Below are 17,591 nucleotides of genomic sequence, written 5' to 3'. Positions count from 1 at the left end.
AAAAGCCGCCCCGTCACCGGAGCGGCCGTATCGATCAGCCTTACGGGCGGGTTGGCTAGGCCAACCGCTGGCTTAGCGGCGCGTGCCGCGGGATACGCGTTCGATTTCCTCGCGCACCAGGCGCTCGACCAGCGTCGGCAGGTTGTCGTCCAGCCATTCCTGCAGCATCGGGCGCAGCATGTCGCCGGCCATGTCCTCGAGCGAACGGCGCTCCATGCCGTTGAACACCGAGGCAAGTTCGCTGAAGGATTTTGCGACCTGGGCGCCGGCTTCGGCGGACAGGAGGTTGGCGGTCTCCTCGATCTTCGCCGGCAGGCTGCGCGGGGCCTGTTCCGCGGCGAATTTCGGTTCTGCTTTCGGCTCGACCTTTGGTTCAGGCCGGGTCTGCGCCTCGGCCCTGCTGGAAGCCGACAGCGGCGGATCGAAGACCGGCATCATGACGCGCTGGACCGGCTCCGGCTGGGAAGCCGGTGCTGGCTGCGTGACAGGGGCAGCCTGGGTGACCGGTTCGCGGAATTCGGGCATGCGCGGCATCTGGGGACGAAGCGGAGCCGGCTCTTCCTGGCGTGCCGCCGGTGCGGGCGAAGACGGTGTTTGCGCCGGAGAGATCGTCGCTGACAGCGTCGGCGCAGTCGAAGCGGTGGAAAGGCGCACCGGACCGGTCTCCTGCTGGCGGGCCGAGGCGGCGCGGACCCTTGCGGCGACATCGGCGAGCGACAGGGTACGATCCTGCTGCGCCGGCTGGCCCGACGACCCTTGTGCGTAGCTCATCGGTTCGTTGCGGGAGGGGGCGCCGCGGTCATTGGCAGCCATATCCGGGACGAAGCTCGGTTCTTCGCCGTCCTCGATCTCGTCCTCGGTATAAACCGGGGAGAGCTGGCCGTTCAGCGCGTTCTCGGCGTTCGGCTCATTGCTTTCAATGATCCGGCGAATGGACGCCAAGATTTCTTCCATGGAGGGTTCACGCGCTACATTTGGCTGAGCCATTTTCATCCCCGCTGTTACCGGCACTCGACTCGGCCCCGTGGAGGGTGAACCGAATCGACGTTACTCTAAGGTCTTGGGGGGGCTGGAAACAATGACAAGTGCCCCAGGCTTCCTACCGATACACAGTTTTGTTGGCGTTGTGAATCCCGTTAGTCACACTTACCGGAACAGATGACAGCGAGATGAAATAACCGGATGGCGTCGACGGAAACGACAAAGGGGCCGCAAGGCCCCTTCCATTCATGATGTTCGATCACGTCGGAGTGATCAGAACACGAATTCCTTGGCCTTGCGGAAGCCCGGCAACGGCTTGACCGACGCATTGAAATAGGCGCTTTCGGAAATCGAGCCCTGTTCCTTCACCAGCACCTTCGCCTGGGCGGCATTGCCATAACCGACGACAACGATCAGCCGGCCGCCGTCGCGCAGCTGTTCCAGAAGAGCGGCGGGCACTTCCTCGACCGCGCCGTTGACGAAGACCAGATCGTAGGGGGCCTCGGCGGCATAACCCTTTTCGAGTTCGCCGGTAACGACCGCGACATTGTCGTAGCCGAGCGAGGAGAGCGTTCCAGTCGCCTGCGAGGCCAGCACCTCATCCGCTTCCAGCGAAACCACGGAGCCGGCGATCAGCGACAGGACGGCGGTCGCATAACCGCTGCCGGTGCCAATTTCGAGCACGACGTCGTCCTTGGTGATCGCCGCAAGCTGCAGAAGCTTGGCAAGCGGCGAAGCCTCCATCAGGTAGCGGCCAGACGCCACCTCGATATCCTTATCGATATAGGCGAGCGACTTTGCCTTGGCCGGCACGAAGGCCTCGCGCGGTACATTATAGAAGGCCCGCAGAACCGAATGCGACGTGACATCGGTGGTGCGGATCTGATTTTCGACCATCTTTGTCCGTGCTGCTTCGAAATCCATCATCTCAGTCGTCCCAAATCACCGGCGATGCGCCGGCTCACGTATGTCCGTCTTACTGACGGCGAGACGTGCTTTCAAGACACTGGTCGGTTTCGAAGCAAAAAAGCCGAGGTGAACGGCCCTCCCCTGCAATCCCGATGCTCAGGCGTAGGCCGGCGGCGCTTCTTCCAGTTTGCGGACGGTCACATAATCACGGCCATAGGAGGAGCGCAGGCTATGGCCCTTGTCGAAGGCGGACTGTTCGGCGGAGGTCAGCGGGAACATGCCGTCGGCGAACGTTCCAGTGCCTTCGACCTCGTTGGCCGCCTGGCGATGTACATTGATAATCCTGGTGATCATGACGCCTTCCCTCCGTTCCGCCCAATAATCGCTGAGCAGGCCTTTCTGTTCCGAGCCTAGGAGGAGAAGGTTAAAAAATTAACCATGTTGCACCGCACACAAAAATGCGTGGTAAATGCTTGGTATCAAAGCATGTTTGGATTTGAGGGATTGATCCGGAAAGAAGGGAAAATTGGAGGCCTCGCCCGGAATCGAACCGGGGTGCAAGGATTTGCAGTCCTCTGCGTCACCACTCCGCCACGAGGCCGTCCGAACGCATAAAGAGCGAGTGGTGTCGGGCGTTTAGAACGAATCGAATAACCGCGCAAGCGCGGTTTGGCCCGATTGCCATTTTTTTCCTGCACAAGATGACGGACGCCGATGCGGGCGGACCGGTTCGCATCTCTGCCCACAGTCCACGTTCGGAAAAAAACCGGCCGGAATGTCAAAAAACCGGCTCGATTGGATGCCGGCCGGCGTTCTGGGTTTGGCTTCATAAAAAATTCACCAAAATTACGGAACCAACCGCTTCCGGATGAGTTCTCTACGCCGCAATGCAAGGTGTGGACATGACGAGTAACGTAACTGAAGCAGATGACTCCGTGTGGAGTTCCCCGGTCAGAGTACGCGTTGGATACGGTTTCCCAGAAACCATCCACGGACCAAAAGAAGCCCTGGAGTACCTCAACTGGCGCTGGCCGGTGCGTGAAGGTACCTATTATCTCAAAGCCTTAAAGGAATGCGCCGCCTGCCTGCAGCGCAAGCTTCCCTTGGAAAGGGTGCGGGAGACCTTCATTCTCGCCAGCATCGAAGCGAAGATGCTGAACTGATCTCACCTTTTAGGCGACGGCGATGATCAGTGTGAAACTCTGCCGACCGGACGGCGGCGCTTACGCTGGCCAATAGAAATCGGAACGAAAGTCAGCCGGAATGTCGGACAATCTGCCGATGGCTTCAGCGACGAAACCGATCTGCATGGCCAGATAACGGATTTCGCGTGGCACCGGTAAGCCGGTCATTGTTTCGCGATTGCGCCAGGTCTCGTAGCCGGTCGACCTGATCCGCCGTTCGGCCTCGCGCAGCACGTCGTCGCGGCTCGGCATATGCCCGTCGGCCAGATCGGCAGGCTTCGCCACGCAGGCCGCAAGCCCGCCTTCGATCACTCTCAGACCCATGGTCACCCTCGTCTTCAATCCCGGGAGCAATCCTAGTGATTCGGGGAGGGATGCACCAGAGTCTCTGAGGCAACACTGAAGTAGCGATGGCCCGGCGACTGTGCTAAAATGACGTCGTTGCTGGGTGGGGGAGCACCGGGCGGCGAACATGCGGTAGGAGGAGACCGTCATGCAGTATCTGGAATTCATCACCACCCTCAATCCGGTCGTGCTGGCGATTCTCGTGATCGTGCTGGCCTGCGGAGCCTATGACTATTGGGCGCGATCTCGATAACGGCCCGATAACGGATGGCGTAGCCTTTTGATTGTCCATGAGACGCCGGGCGTTCACGTTTCCGGCGGGTTGTGGCTTGCGCCTTTGCGAGGACACGGTTTGTTGTTACCCGTACCGCTGGTTTGAAGCGGAATGGAGAGACGAACAGTGAGCGCAAGCATCGAATTCGACGATACCTCAACTTCGCTGAGCGGTACGCTGCGCCAGCTTATCGACGGCATCAAGGGTCAGTCGGTGACGCTGCGGCAATTGATGGATGCAGTCGGCGAACAGGGCCTGTTGCTGATCTGCGCCATTGCCTCCCTGCCCTTCCTCCTTCCCGTGTCGATCCCCGGGGTCAGCACCGTGTTCGGCGCGGCGATTATCCTGATCAGCTTGGCGATCACCGCCAACCGGCTGCCCTGGTTGCCCAAGAAAATCCTCGACCGCGAACTTGATACGAAGAAACTGCTGCCGGCGCTGGAAAAGGGCGTCAGCATCGTTTCGCGCCTCGACCGGTTCCTGAAGCCACGCATTTCAGCGCTGACCACCGGGCGGCTTGTCAGCCGGGTCAACGGCCTGGCGATCGCGGCCGGCGGCGTGCTGTTGATGTTTCCGCTGGGGCTGGTCCCCTTCTCCAACACCCTGCCGGGAATCGCCATCCTGCTTCTGTCGACCGGCATGATCCAGCGCGACGGGCTGATCGTGCTTGGCGGCTACCTCTTCAATGTCGTGACGGTGATCTATTTCGGCGTGCTTGCCTACGTGGCGTTCAGCGCCGGCCAGGGCATCGCGTCGATGTTCGCCTGATCGTGCAGCCTTATCGCTGTTCGGCCTTACGCCCCCGCCGCCTTGCCCACCAGAGTGCGATGCGGCGACGCTGACGCCGCACGAAGGGCAGATCGTGCGAGAGCACCAGGAAGCCGAGCGGCAACATCCAGAAGCCAAGGATCGGCAGGAAGCCGAGCAGGCCGCAGAAAATCAGGACGAGACCGACGATGACCCGGCCGATCCGCGAGCGCGGCATGGGAATCTGTACGCTGCCAAGCGCCAGCTTGCCGCTTTGCGGGTCCATTCCAAATCGCGTCGACTTCCGTTCGCCTGCCACTCTCGATTATCCTCACCGGTTGAAGGCCTAACTTTGCCCGGGAAATGGGGCTTTACCGGGGATAAAACAACCAAGTTCGTTTTTTTTGCAAAAACCGCTTGGCAAAACGACAAAGCATTTGTATTACCCGCCGCACACGCCGCGACCCTTCGCGGATGATCCCTGGTAGCTCAGCGGTAGAGCATTCGACTGTTAATCGACAGGTCGCCGGTTCGAATCCGGCCCGGGGAGCCATTTTATAAAGGTCGTGATGAAAATCACGGCCTTTTTAATGCGCTTTTCAAGCGGATAGCCGCTTTACCTCAGATTTCAGCGAGTTCGATCATCGGGGCGGCCTTGCCGTTCTCATTACATTTTGATTACATTTCCCCATACAGGCGATGGGGCAGGACGTTCGATGGCTATGTGCTCTGAAATGGATGCACAAGGAATCCGTAAAACGGCGCATATGCAGATCATGGCCTTGTTATTATACCCCTATGCATATCGGACAGTAAATAAATATTGAACATTGCATCTGACGGATACCTTCATCGATTGCAATATTACTCCATCGTCACCGGTCTTGTTATGATTCCAGAGATATCAATGAAGATATTCTTCGGAATTATATTCGGCGTCGCCTTTATTGTTAGCGTAGTGTCGGAGATTATGGAGATATTATTTTATAGGAAAAACGATTGGGATTTTGATTTGGATAGCGGCACAAAATTACAGGTCTATCGAGGAGATTCTGATGAAAAGAAAGACATAATCTCGAGTAGAGAGCGGGTTATTTACGCCAAGCCAATCATGATACTTGTGTCCGGAATGTCCTTTGTACTTAACATTATGTTATTCTGAGAATAACTCCATGGATGAAGCCCCGCGCAAGCAAATTGAGGACTTGACTGTCAAATCGATGGCTCCTCCGTGGATTTAAAGGCCGTCGATGGATTTAACCGATCTTTTAAGGGTGCGAGGATCACGACTACCTTCAGCGCGGACGGCGTGTCGATCCAAGTAAACGTTGGAACCCCGCGATCGGCGAGCTCGGCCCACAGTTCGTCCAGCGTCACCTCGCCATGGGCCGACACACGTTCGCCAATCCACCGGCTATGTGGTGAGAATAAGGCCCCTCGATGAGCCTGGCGCCGTGTTCCAGTGGTGGCAAGCTGCCGGGCGCCGTTCCGGGACCGGGTTCTCTGCCTCGCCTATTTCAGGCCGAACAATTCCACCGCGTTGTCACGGAAGATGGCGGAACGCTCGGCCGGCGTCAGCGGCACCTTGAAGGCGAAGCGCGGATCGTCGAAATCCCAGTGCGGATAGTCGGTCGAGAACATCAGCCGGTCGGTGCCGATCCAGCGCAGGATATCGAGGAGATGCCGGTTGTTCTCCGGCTCCTCGATCGGCTGCGTGGTGTACCAGAAATTCTCGCGCACATATTCGGACGGCTTGCGCTTCACATGCGGAACCTCGTCGCGCATGCGCTTCCATTCCCGGTCGAGCCGCCAGACGAGCGACGGCAGCCAGGAGAACCCGCCTTCGACGAGCACGATCTTCAGCTTCGGGAATTGTTCGAACACGCCTTCGAGGATCATGCTGGAGAGCACGGTCTGGAGGCTGTTGGAGGCTGCGTAGTGTTCCTCCAGATAAAACGAGCTCCAGCCGGACGGCGTATTCGGGCGGTAGCCGAAGGCGCTGGTATGCAGCCCGATCGGCAGGCCGTAATGTTCGGCCGCCTCGTAGATCGGCCAGTAGCGGCGGCGGCCGCAAGGTTCCAGCGTGCGCGGCGGCATGGCGATCTGCACGAAACGGCGGTCGGTGACGCGCCGGTCGATTTCCGCAACCGATTCCCTCGCGTCCTCCTGGGAGATACAAATGGAGGCTTTCAGCCGAGGTTCCGGCCCGGCAAACTTGTCGATCTGCCAGTCGTTCAGCGCCGCGCAGAGCGCTGCACCGAGTTCCTGGTTGAATGCCATGCTGCCGGCTGCGAGCGGCTGCAGGATGCCGTAGTCGATATTGCACTGGTCCAGCAATTGTTCCCGCAGGAAAGCAAGGTCCGATGCCGGCGGGCCACCATTCGGCGGCCAGGAATCGCGGCGCATTCCGTTGCCCGGTGTCATGCGCGGATAGGGCAGCGTGCCAAGCAACGGGTTTGCCGTGCGCACCGCGAAATCCCGCACATGCGTTTTCCAGCGTTCGGGCAGGTAGTCGAGCAACTGGTCCGGCCGGGAGAAAGCCGGATGCACGTCGCAATCCACCACGCCCTGCATCTGCGATTTTTCGGAGCTACGTTCGAGTACTGGGGTTTCCATGGGTCAGCCTCCAAATCTCGGATAGGTGGCGAGAACGTTGTCGCGAAGGATCTTGTTCACCTTGGCTTCCGGCAGGCCCTCGGGCAGCACGTCCAGCCCCTCGAAATGCCAATGCGGGTAATCCGAGGAGAACAGCAGCATATCATCGCTGAGCAGATGGTCGAGCGTCTTGGCAACATCCTCGACATCGTCAGGGCCATCGAAGGGCTGCGACGTCATGCGGATGTGCCTCCTGATGATGTCGGCAGGCGCGTCCTTGACCCACGGCACCTCGATGCGGGTGCCGCGCCAGTCCTTGCTCATGCGCCACATCAGCGCCGGCATCCAGGTAACCCCGGACTCGATCATCACGGCCTTCAAATTGGGATATTTGACGAAGACGCCCTCGGAAATCAGGCTCGCGACCTGGGTGGCGAAACCCTGCGGCTGAACTACATGGTCTTCGATCAGGAAGGAATGGAAGCCGCTATGGCTCGGTGCGTTGCGGAAGTTCGATCCCGCATGAATGCCGATCGGCAGGCCGTGTTTCTCGGCCGCCTCGTAGATCGGCCAATAGGTGCGGCGGCCAAGCGGCAACTCGGTCATCGCAAGCGTCAGGACCTGCACGAAGCGCTTGTCGTCGGCACGACGCTCGATCTCCTCGACCGCAGCCTCGACATTCTGGAACGGCACCAGCATCGATGCCCTCAGGCGGCTATCGCGGCTCAGCCACTTGTCGGCGAGCCAGTCGTTGGTGGCGCGGCATATGGCGGCTGCGAGGTAGGGATCGAACAGGGCGTGGGCGCCTGAAACCACATTGAGGATGGCGCCCTCCAGGCCGAGCGGGTCGAGCAGGTTCTTCTGCATCTGCGCGAGCGGATCGCCGCTCCACGTCCAGTCAGGCCGCATATAGGGACGCGTGCGCTCAGGATAACTCATCAGTTCCAGCACGTCGACTTCGCGCGAAGTCACGATCTCCTGCCAGTAGTCGTCGAGATAGGGAAGCAGGTCGGCGCGACGCGGTGTCGGCGGGTGGACGTCGCAATCGATCGCCCCGGCGGTTTCGAATCTAGCCATCTTCGTGTGCGTCTCGCTCATCGTTGACATCTGTGCTGCTTTCGTCTGTGCGGCCTCACGCCGCCTGCGTCCCCATCTTTTCCTCGAGCCCCAGCCTTTCCTCGCGGATGAAATCCGCCGCCTTTTCCGCGATCATCACGGTCGGGGCCTGGGTATTGCCGGAGACGATGGTCGGCATGATCGAGGCGTCGACGACGCGCAGGCCGGTGAGACCGTGGACCCGCAGCCGATCGTCAACCACCGCCATCCGATCGCGGCCCATCTTGCAGGTGCCGACCGGGTGGAAGGTGGTGTTGAGGGTCCGGCGCGCGTAGTCGAGCATTTCGTCGTGCGACTGCACGGCTGCGGTCGGCGCGATTTCCTCGGGCTTGAAAGGCGCCATGGCGGGGCTCGCAGCGATCCTCCGGACAGCCTCGATCGAGCGTATCAGGATTTCGCGGTCGGCCTCCTCTTTCAGGAAATTGTGCAGGATGCGCGGTTGGGCGGAAGGGTCCCTGCCCCCGAAATGGCAATGGCCGCGGCTCTCCGGCCGCAGGATACAGGCCGACGAGGTGATGCCGGGGAACGGATGCATGGCGCCGCCGAAACTCGGCGAGGTGGAGCCGGAGACATGGATCTGGATTTCCGGCGCCGGGGCATCCGGCGTGGTCTTGAGGAAGGCGCCGAGCAGCGTCGGCGACCCGCCGAGCGGCCCGCGTTTGGTCGCAAGATACTGCATGCCGAGCAGCATCCTGCCAAGCCGCGTGCCGGCGCGGGTATTCAGCGTATGAGTGTTGTGAAGACGATGCTGAACCCTGATGTGCCAGTGGTCCTGCAGGTTTTCGCCGACACCCGGCAGTGCGTGAAGCACCTCTATACCGGCAGGTGCAAGCACGTCCGGCGCGCCGACGCCGGAGCGCTCGAGGATGGCCGGCGAGCTATAGGCTCCAGCCGACAGAATGACTTCCCGCCCCGCCTTCGCCTCGTGATTCTGGCCATCGATACTAAACGCGACACCGCTCGCTCGCCTGCCGTCGAAGGTGATCCTGTCGACGAGAGCGCCGGTGATGACTGTCAGGTTGCGGCGGTTGCGGACAGGCTCCAGAAATGCGCGGGCGGTGGAGTGGCGCACGCCGTTCTTGATGGTGGCAACAAAGAAGGCCACTCCTTCATTGTCGCCGGAATTGTAGTCGTCCGCAGCGGGAATACCCTGCTCGATCGCCGCCCGGCGATAGGCCTCCAGGGCCTTCCAGCGCACATTGGGATCGGAAACCGCCCATTCCCCCTCGGTGCCGTGCGCCTCGGTGCCGGCCCGATGGAATGCTTCGGAGCGCTTGAAATAGGGCAGCACGCTTTCCCACGACCAGCCGCGATTGCCGAGCTGCGCCCATTGGTCGTAATCGTAGGCATGGCCGCGCACATAGATCAGGCCGTTGATCGCGGAACTGCCCCCGAGCATTTTTCCGCGCGGCAGTGCAAGCTGGCGTCCATCGAGATAAGGTTCAGGCTCGCCCTTGTAGAGCCAGTCATATTTGGGCCTGCCGATGAGATAGGCGAGACCGAGAGGCATATCGACGTAGAAGCCGCGCCCCTCGCCGCCGCCCTCGATCATCAGCACCTCGACCGTCGGGTCCGCCGATAGCCGGTTGGCCAGAACGCAGCCTGCCGTGCCACCGCCCACGATGACGTAATCGTAGGTACGGGAATGCTCGAACGCACCCATGATCTCTCCTCCACTTCCCGCAACAGACACCGTCGCGTGCTTCGCGGTTACGGCGCCGGACCAGGCACCGAAAGAGCAAAAGACACAACGGCCGCGCCGTCGCAGCCTCCCATACAACCATGGCATATGGCCCGGTTGAAAGGAAGTCATTTGCTGCAAAAACCGAATGCAAAAGTATACATCAGCATCCTCCTGCTGTAGGTTTCCCCTACGGCAGGTTGCCGCAATTCGGGAGGAGGAAGCCGAATCGCGGGCGCGATGTATGCATCACCAGCCTTGTCGGCATGAGTTTGTTTCATCAGTTTGTTTCATTGGGGAGGAGCCCAGAGATGAGCAAGACGAAGGACGGCGTGCCGTCTGTCATCCATAACAGCAGGATCAACCGAAGAACGCTTCTGGCGTCGGCCGCAGCGCTGGGAGGCGCGATGCTGTTGCCCGGGCAGGTGTTCGCCCAGGCGTCGACGCCCAAACCGGGTGGCACCTTGCGCATTGTCATGCCGTTCAATCCGGCGGCTCTCGACCCGATGACCGGTCGCAATGTACCGGACTTCAACGCGCTTTACGCTCTGTTCGACGCGCTGATCGCGTTCGACCCGGCGACGCTCGAGCTGAAGCCGATGCTGGCCAAGGACTGGACCTTCACCGATCCCACGACGCTGGTGCTCAACCTCATCGACGGCGTGAAATTCCACGACGGCACCCCGTTCAACGCCGAGGCCGTGAAGTTCAATCTCGACCGTTTCATGAACGACCCGCGCTCCAACGTGAAATCGGACCTGGTTTCGGTCGGCTCCGTGACGGTGACCGGCCCGAGCCAGGTGACGCTCAAACTCAAGCGGCCGAACTATTCGCTGCCGACCATCCTGACGGGCCGCGTCGGCTGCATCATCTCGCCCGCCTCCATCAAGGCTGCCGCGGACGGCAATGTCGACCGCAATCCCGTCGGCACCGGACCGTTCAAGTTCGCCGAGTGGCGCGACAACGACCTGATCCGCGTCGAGAAGAACCCGAACTACTGGCAGCCGGGCCTGCCCTATCTCGACGGCATCAACTTCCGCATCATCAACGAGTTCAACACCGCCGCCCGCACGGTCACCGCCGGCGAAACCGATCTTGCGCTCAACATGGCCGCGCAGCAGATCGCCACCGCCCGCCGCGTGCAGGACCTCACCGCCGAAGCCAATCCTTCGATGATCTTCTTCACCCTGATGATGAATTTCGCCAAACCGCCGCTCAACGACATCCGGGTCCGGCAGGCGATGAACTACGCCATCAACCGCACCGAACTGAACCAGGTTCTGATGCTTGGCCTCGGCGAGCCGACCTCGACCATGTTCCCCAAGGATTTCTGGGCGGTGGATGCCGGAACGGCGCAGTTCTACCAGCACGATCCGGAAAAGGCGCGCAAATTACTGGCGGAGGCCGGGTATCCGAAAGGTCTGGAAGTCGAGACCTGGAGCTGGCCGGACCAGACCTCCGTTCAGCGCCTCGAAGTGGTCGGCAACCAGCTTGAGCAGGTCGGCATTCGCCTCAAGGTCACGCCCTCGCCGCCGCAGGTCGTAAACCAGGCCTTCTATATCGAGGGCAAGGGCGCGATGATTCTCAATCCGCAGGGCGGCTGGCTCGACCCCAGCCAGACCTACGAGCGGCTGTTCGGCGCGACCGGCCAGTTCAATGCCGGCAAAATCGAAGACCCGCAGTTCCGCAAGCTGCTGGACGCGACGGGGACCTCGGCCGATGCCGGCAAACGCAAGGAAGCCTTTGCCGCACTCCAGCGCTTCGTCGTCGAACAGGCGCTGCACCTGCCGCTGGTGACCTCTGCCGCCATGTCGATCCGCAACAAGAAGGTCAAGGACTTCAAGTACGACCGGCTGCACTCGCCGCGGTTCCACCGCGTCTGGCTCGACCAGACCGTGTGATCCGCAGCCAAGATGCGATAGACGCGACGAAACAGCCCGGCCTCGCGGCCGGGCTGTTCTGCATCTGAGCCATCGGAAACGCCGACTTAACGGCGCTTGATGGTCGGATCGAGAAGCACGCGGATCGACTCGCCGAGCGTGTTGAAGGCGAGCGCCGTGAACAGGATGGCGAAACCCGGCGCATACATCTGCTCGGGCGCCACCTCGACATAGTGGTAGGCGCGCGCCAGCATGCCGCCCCAGCTCGATTCGGGCGGCTGGACGCCGAGCGACAGGAAGCTCAATCCGGCTTCCGCCAGAAGCGCCACGGCCAGCATCAGGGTCACTTCGACGATCACGGGCTGGATCGCATTGGGCAGGATATGGCGCAGGATCAGATGCAGGCGTGACGCGCCGAAGCCGACAGCCGCCTCGACATAAATCGCGTTCTTCACCACCAGCGTCTGCGCCCGCATCGTCCGGGCAAGCACCGGCGCGAAGGCGAAACCGACGGCGATCATCGCATTGGTGAGGCCGATGCCGAGCGCGCCGGTGACGGCGACGGCCAGCACGAGCGGCGGAAAGGCGAGGACACCGTCGATAATGCGGCTGCCCACCTGGTCGACCCAGCCGCCGACAAAACCGATGAAGACGCCGAGCGGCACACCGATCGCCACGCCGATGCCAACAGCGAGGCTCGCGGCGTAGAGAGCATTGTAGGAGCCGTATATCAGCCGGCTCAGCGTATCGCGGCCAAGGTCGTCGGTGCCGAGCCAGTGCGCGCCGCTCGGCGGCGCCAGAAGGTCCATCAGGTTCTGCTTGTTAGGCGCATAAGGCACGATCAGCGGCGCAAAGATCGCCGCCAGAACCAGGACGGAGAGATAGGCAAGGCTGATCAGCGCACGCTTGTCGCCCCACAGCCAGGCCCAAAAGCGGAAGCGCACGGGAGGCGGAAGGGTCGCCTTGGCTGACGGCGCGGCAGCGGTTTGGGTCATCGCGGTCATGTTCGTATCGGTCATGTGGAGGCCGCCACTCTGGGATCGAAAGTCGCGTTGAGCACGTCGACCAGGAGATTGGTGAGGATAACCACCAGCACGAGCACGAGCGCCACACCCTGCACCACAGGGAAATCCTTGTTGAGCGCCGAATAGCTGATCAGGTTGCCGACGCCGGGGATGGCGAAGACCGCCTCGATGATGACGGCGCTGGAAAACAGCCGGTTCACCTGCAGGCCGGCAATGGTCAGCATCGTCGCCGCCACGTTGCGAAGCCCGTGCTTCCACAGGATGGCGCCGGAACCCAGCCCCTTGGCGCGCAACGTGCGGATATATTGCGAGCCAAGCACCTCGAGCAGCGCGCTACGTACCTGCCTCGCCAGAACCGCGACGACGCCGGTCGAGAGCGCTACCGCCGGAAGGGTCGCGTAATAGAGCGCCTCCAGCGGTTTTTCGAAGACGGATACGGCACCGGTCGCCGGGAACCAGCGATAACCGAGCGAAAACAGCGTCACCAGAATGATACCGAGCCAGAAATTGGGAACGGCGACACCGAGCGAGGCGACGCTGGTGATGATCTTGTCGAGCGTGGTGCCCTGGCGCGTCGCGGCAAGAATGCCGAGCGGAACGCCAAGTGCCGCGCCGAGAACCAGCGCATAAAGAACCAGCAGGACCGTATGCGGCAGGCGCGACAGGATCAGCCGCAGAACGGATTCGTTCGAGAACAGCGAATGACCGAGATCGCCCTGCACGGCATTTCCCAGCCAGAAGAAATATTGCACCAGCATCGGCCGGTCGAATCCGTAGATATGACGGATTTCCGCGATGCGTTCCGCCGTCGCATAGTCACCCGCGATCATCATGGCCGGGTCGCCGGGCATCATGTAGACGAGCGAAAACACCACGAACGTGGCCACGATCATCACGGGCACGAGTTGCATGAGCCTTTGCGCAACCATCCCGGGGACGCCGTACATCATTGATACTCCGTCAATCCGCATTTGACGCCGGCCGTTTCAATGGCCCGCGAAAGGAACATCGGAGGCGCAGAACCACTGCCTTCCGATGCGGGGAGCGGCACAGGCGAACCCGCCCCGCTCCGGTTTCCGGGCGATCACCCGACGCGACGGCCGCATCGGGTGATCGCATGGCTTGAGCCTCAGGCTTCCATCCACACCTTGTGGAAGCGCGGGCGCTGCAGCAGGCTGAAATTGAAGCCGTGCACCTTCGGGGTACGTATGATGATGCCGGCGGACGAGAACTGCGGCAGGTGCAGCGCGTTCTCCAGCACGAAACGCTGCATCTTGTGGAGCACGTCCTTTCGCTTGGCGTTGTCGAACGTGTTCATCGACGCATCCATGAGTTCGCGATAGCCGGGCAGTTCGATCTTGGCCGCGTTGCGATAAGCAGTCGCTGAGAACTGGCGATCGTAGGCCGTTGCCGGATCCGGAAGACCGCCGGTTGGGGTCATCAGCATCTGACCCTTTTTCTCGGTCAGGAAGTACTGCATCGTCTGCGCCGGTTGCGCCGGAGTGACCTTCAGCCGGATGCCGGCCTCGGCAAGCTGAGCGCCGAGGACTTCCTGACGCTGTACCGCAGCCTGGTCGGCCCAGGTGAAGGTGGCTATCTCGATGCCATTTGCGAAACCTGCCGCCTTCAGCAGCGACTTGGCGCGGTCGAGGTCCAGCTTGTAGAAGTTCTCGGTCGCGGGATCGTTGGCCCAGAAGCCTGACGGGAACATGCTGCAATGCCCGCCGCCGAGGCCACCCCACAGGACCTGATTGAGCACCGGCCGGTCGAGCGCCCAGTTCATCGCCTGCCGAACGCGCACGTCTTTCAGCGGCCCCTCACCGTAATTCAGGAAGGCCGTGTAGTAGATCATAGATGGCGTCGCTTCGGCGACCAGCTTCGGGTCGCGCTTGGCTACGGCCATCTGCTGCGCGCTCATGTTGAGAACGATATCGGCTTCGCCGGCGGTCACCGTGCGCACAGCCGTATTGAACTCGTTGACGATGCGCATGTCGACGCCGTCGAGATAGGGCTTGTCACCCCAGTAGTTGGCGTTTTTCACGACTTTGATCAGGGTATTGTCCTGCCATTCGACGAACTTGAACGGCCCGGTGCCAACAGGCGCGCGATCGACATTGCCGCCCGCGGCAGCCTTGACCGAAGCTGGCGACACGATGAGACCCGCGCGGTCGGTCAGGATCGCAGGCAGCGTGGCGTCCGGGTATTTCAGTTTCAGCGAAACCTGATAGGGGCCGGTCGCCTCGACCTTGTCGACGACTGCAAGGTCCGATTTCACGTTCGAGCGATCGTAGGTGCTGCAGCGCTGCAGGTGGAAGACCACCGCCTCGGCATTGAACGGCGTGCCGTCATGGAATTCGACGCCCTGGCGCAGTTCGAGAACCAGCATCGTCGGGTCCGTGAACTTCCAAGACGTCGCCAGCATCGGCTGCAGTTCGAGCGTCTGCGGATCAAAGCCGATCAGCGCGTCGAACATCAGGAGAAGGGCGTTGAAGTCGGGATTGTTGCGACCTGTCAGCGGGTCGAGTGCGGCGGGGTTGAACGGCATCACTGCCCTCAGAGTGCCGCCGGATCGCGGCTGCGGGGCCTGAGCACGCACCGTTGCAGGCAGCAGGGCCAGGCCGCCGGCAGCGGCCGTTCCAGCCAACAGCGAACGACGGGTAATATCCGGTATCTTTCCAAATAAATCTGTGGTCACGTCTTCTCCTCCATCATCCATGACCGGCCATGCTTGGCCACTATATCAGCGTCACATTATGTCAGCGCCCTGTGCGGCGGCGCCTTGGCGGGAGCCGTCCCTTTCCGCAAGATCAAGACTTCTCCTCTCCTTTTCGCCGAGCATCTCCTCGGCGAAATGGCATGCGACATGCCGCCCGGGCAGCAATTGGCGCTGCTGGGGTTCCTGCGTGCGACAGATGTCGCGCACCCGCGGACAGCGTGTATGGAAACGGCAGCCGCTCGGCGGCGCGATCGCGCTCGGTATCTCGCCCTGCAGGATGATCCTCTCCCGGGCATCGGCGGCCGTCGGGTCGATCTCCGGTTCGGCCGAGCGCAGTGCCTCCGTATAGGGATGCAGTGGCGTTTCGATCACGGCGTGCGCCGGACCGACTTCGACGATCTTGCCGAAATACATCACGGCCACGCGGTCGCTGATATGACTGACCACCCGCAGGTCATGGCTGATGAAGACGTAGGTGAGGCCGAACTGCTCCTGCAGCCGGGCGAAGAGATTGAGCATGTCGGCTTGGATCGACACGTCGAGGGCGGCCACCACCTCGTCGCAGACGATCACGTTCGGATCCAGCATCAGCGCCCGGGCGATATTGGCGCGCTGCTTCTGGCCGCCGGAAATCTCATGCGGGTATCGGTTGGCCATTTCGGCCGACAGCGACACCCGGTCCAGCATCGCGAACGCCTTTTCGCGCCGCTCGGCCTTCGTCCCCTCGCCGGCTATGTACAAGGGTTCGCAAATGCTCTGAAGGATGGTCATGCGCGGGTCGAAGGCCGCATTCGGATCCTGCGAGACGATCTGATACTTGCGCCGGTGACGGTTGAGTTCGCGGCGGGAAAACTTGAACGGATCGATACCGTCATGCAGAACGCCGCCACCGCTTGGGCTGAGCAGGCCGACGAGACAGCGCCCCAGCGTTGATTTGCCGGAACCGGACTCGCCGATCACGCCAAAAATCTCGCCCCTGCGGACGCTGAAGCTGACCCCGTCGACGGCGCGGATCAGCGAGCCGCGCCGTGGATTGCCGAAGGTGACATGCAGATCGTCGACATCAAGCGCCGGTTGCTCGGAAGACGTGGCCAAACTCATGCTCCGACTCCTCTCAATGCGAGCTCTTCCCAGCGATTGCAGCGCACTTCCCTGCGATCGATATCCTCTATGCCCTCGCTCTCGATGCTCTGAGGCAATTCGCAGGGCTGCGTGGAATAGGAACAGCGCGGCCCGAAGCGACAGCCCTTCGGCATGTGACGCAGCGACGGAACCCGGCCGGCGATCGAAGGCAGTGTGCCGCGTGCGCGGTTGCTATCGGGGATCGAATGCAGGAGCCCGGCCGTATAAGGGTGGCGGGGACCGGCGATGACGTCTCTTACGGGACCGCCCTCGACGACCTGCCCTGCATACATCGTGACCATCCGGTGGCAGGTTTGCGCGACCAGGCCGAGATTGTGGGTGATGAACATGATGGCCGTGCCGGTACGGTCGGCGAGGCCCAGAAGCAGGTCCATGATCTGCGCCTGGATGGTCACGTCGAGAGCCGTCGTCGGCTCGTCGGCGATGAGCAGGCGCGGTTCGCAGACCAGCGCCATGGCGATCATCACTCGCTGGCGCATGCCGCCCGAGAGGTTCATCGGGTAAAGCGTGGCGACGTGGCGCGGCGATGCAATGCCGACCGAATCCAGCGCCGCAATGGCGCGCTCCGCCGCCTCTCGGCGGTCCAGCTTGAAATGCCGCTGGAGCGTCTCTTCGATCTGGTAACCCACGGTGAATACGGGATCGAGCGCGCTCATCGGCTCCTGGAAAATCATGCTGATGTGCCGCCCGCGAATGCGATTCATCTGCGATTCGGAACAGGAGACGAGGTTCTGGCCGCCGAACATGATCTTGCCGCCAAGGCGGGAATCGCGCGGCGGCAGGAGCCGGAGAATGGAGAGAGCGGTCATCGATTTGCCGCAGCCACTCTCGCCGACGACACCGAGAATTTCCTTCGGCTTCACCGAAAGCGAAACATTATTGAGGACTTCAACCCAACCCGATTGATCACGCAGCGACAATGTCAGGTTCTGGATATCCAGAAGCGCGTCCTGGCTGGCCACCATGGTCTCGGCAAGCTGCTGCATCCGGTCCTG

General features: G+C 61.5%; 16 protein-coding genes and 2 tRNA genes. 4 read left to right on the top strand and 14 right to left on the bottom strand.

Annotated features, from left to right (window positions below; genetic code table 11):
- Window positions 1-72 precede the first annotated feature (72 nt).
- From RG540_RS07285 to RG540_RS07270, 4 genes are all read right to left on the bottom strand, one after another.
- On the bottom strand, window positions 73-987 hold the full coding sequence (locus tag RG540_RS07285) for a PopZ family protein (protein WP_038586138.1): 915 nt from the start codon (window positions 985-987) through the stop codon (window positions 73-75).
- 267 nt (window positions 988-1,254) lie between these two features.
- Entirely contained in the window at window positions 1,255-1,908 is a 654-nt protein-coding gene (locus RG540_RS07280; RefSeq protein ID WP_155414780.1) for a protein-L-isoaspartate O-methyltransferase family protein, read from the bottom strand.
- A gap of 138 nt (window positions 1,909-2,046) precedes the next feature.
- On the bottom strand, window positions 2,047-2,244 hold the full coding sequence (locus tag RG540_RS07275) for a hypothetical protein (RefSeq protein ID WP_038542362.1): 198 nt from the start codon (window positions 2,242-2,244) through the stop codon (window positions 2,047-2,049).
- Between the two features lie 173 nt (window positions 2,245-2,417).
- Window positions 2,418-2,491: transfer RNA gene (locus tag RG540_RS07270), tRNA-Cys, on the bottom strand.
- A gap of 301 nt (window positions 2,492-2,792) precedes the next feature.
- Here RG540_RS07270 and RG540_RS31585 point away from each other — a divergent pair.
- Window positions 2,793-3,053: a DUF982 domain-containing protein gene (locus RG540_RS31585; protein ID WP_046601450.1), complete on the top strand. Its 261-nt coding sequence runs from the start codon at window positions 2,793-2,795 to the stop codon at window positions 3,051-3,053.
- Window positions 3,054-3,113: 60 nt separating this feature from the next.
- Here the strand turns inward: RG540_RS31585 and RG540_RS07265 are convergent, their stop codons facing one another.
- Window positions 3,114-3,398, bottom strand: coding sequence for a hypothetical protein (locus RG540_RS07265; RefSeq protein WP_038586136.1), 285 nt, complete (start codon window positions 3,396-3,398; stop codon window positions 3,114-3,116).
- Window positions 3,399-3,819: 421 nt separating this feature from the next.
- Between RG540_RS07265 and RG540_RS07260 the strand changes: the two genes are divergently transcribed.
- Window positions 3,820-4,461 carry an exopolysaccharide biosynthesis protein gene (locus RG540_RS07260; RefSeq protein WP_244446633.1) on the top strand — a complete coding sequence of 214 codons (642 nt, stop codon included), beginning with the start codon at window positions 3,820-3,822 and terminating at the stop codon, window positions 4,459-4,461.
- 10 nt (window positions 4,462-4,471) lie between these two features.
- On the opposite strand, the gene RG540_RS07255 is transcribed toward RG540_RS07260, so the two are convergent.
- Window positions 4,472-4,726 carry a hypothetical protein gene (locus RG540_RS07255; protein ID WP_244446660.1) on the bottom strand — a complete coding sequence of 85 codons (255 nt, stop codon included), beginning with the start codon at window positions 4,724-4,726 and terminating at the stop codon, window positions 4,472-4,474.
- Window positions 4,727-4,918: 192 nt separating this feature from the next.
- Between RG540_RS07255 and RG540_RS07250 the strand changes: the two genes are divergently transcribed.
- Window positions 4,919-4,993 (top strand) — tRNA-Asn (locus RG540_RS07250).
- A gap of 959 nt (window positions 4,994-5,952) precedes the next feature.
- Here the strand turns inward: RG540_RS07250 and RG540_RS07240 are convergent.
- From RG540_RS07240 to RG540_RS07230, 3 genes are read right to left on the bottom strand one after another with little or no spacing between them, the layout of a single operon-like run.
- Window positions 5,953-7,056, bottom strand: a complete 1,104-nt coding sequence (locus tag RG540_RS07240; protein ID WP_038586125.1) for an amidohydrolase family protein — start codon at window positions 7,054-7,056, stop codon at window positions 5,953-5,955.
- Between the two features lie 3 nt (window positions 7,057-7,059).
- On the bottom strand, window positions 7,060-8,112 hold the full coding sequence (locus tag RG540_RS07235; protein ID WP_038593280.1) for an amidohydrolase family protein: 1,053 nt from the start codon (window positions 8,110-8,112) through the stop codon (window positions 7,060-7,062).
- A gap of 55 nt (window positions 8,113-8,167) precedes the next feature.
- Window positions 8,168-9,814, bottom strand: a complete 1,647-nt coding sequence (locus RG540_RS07230) for a GMC family oxidoreductase (RefSeq protein ID WP_038586121.1) — start codon at window positions 9,812-9,814, stop codon at window positions 8,168-8,170.
- Window positions 9,815-10,143: 329 nt separating this feature from the next.
- Between RG540_RS07230 and RG540_RS07225 the strand changes: the two genes are divergently transcribed.
- On the top strand, window positions 10,144-11,733 hold the full coding sequence (locus tag RG540_RS07225; RefSeq protein WP_051909273.1) for an ABC transporter substrate-binding protein: 1,590 nt from the start codon (window positions 10,144-10,146) through the stop codon (window positions 11,731-11,733).
- A gap of 86 nt (window positions 11,734-11,819) precedes the next feature.
- On the opposite strand, the gene RG540_RS07220 is transcribed toward RG540_RS07225, so the two are convergent.
- From RG540_RS07220 to RG540_RS07200, 5 genes are all read right to left on the bottom strand, one after another.
- Complete coding sequence (locus RG540_RS07220) at window positions 11,820-12,731, bottom strand: ABC transporter permease (RefSeq protein WP_038586118.1); 912 nt, start codon at window positions 12,729-12,731, stop codon at window positions 11,820-11,822.
- Entirely contained in the window at window positions 12,728-13,648 is a 921-nt protein-coding gene (locus RG540_RS07215) for an ABC transporter permease (protein WP_244446632.1), read from the bottom strand. The genes RG540_RS07220 and RG540_RS07215 overlap by 4 nt, the downstream gene beginning before the upstream one ends.
- 218 nt (window positions 13,649-13,866) lie before the next feature.
- The gene (locus RG540_RS07210) at window positions 13,867-15,432 is read right to left on the bottom strand and encodes an ABC transporter substrate-binding protein (RefSeq protein WP_038586112.1); all 1,566 of its coding nucleotides are present in this window, start codon (window positions 15,430-15,432) and stop codon (window positions 13,867-13,869) included.
- A gap of 51 nt (window positions 15,433-15,483) precedes the next feature.
- Window positions 15,484-16,554, bottom strand: a complete 1,071-nt coding sequence (locus RG540_RS07205) for an ABC transporter ATP-binding protein (protein WP_038586109.1) — start codon at window positions 16,552-16,554, stop codon at window positions 15,484-15,486.
- A complete protein-coding gene (locus tag RG540_RS07200) occupies window positions 16,551-17,582 on the bottom strand; it encodes an ABC transporter ATP-binding protein (protein WP_038586106.1) in 1,032 nt (343 codons plus the stop codon). The genes RG540_RS07205 and RG540_RS07200 overlap by 4 nt, the downstream gene beginning before the upstream one ends.
- Window positions 17,583-17,591: the final 9 nt, after the last annotated feature.

This window comes from Neorhizobium galegae bv. orientalis str. HAMBI 540 (assembly GCF_000731315.1).
Lineage (GTDB): Bacteria > Pseudomonadota > Alphaproteobacteria > Rhizobiales > Rhizobiaceae > Neorhizobium > Neorhizobium galegae.
The sequence above is the reverse complement of the archived record's forward strand: the minus strand, read 5'-3'. Positions and strand labels throughout refer to the sequence as shown.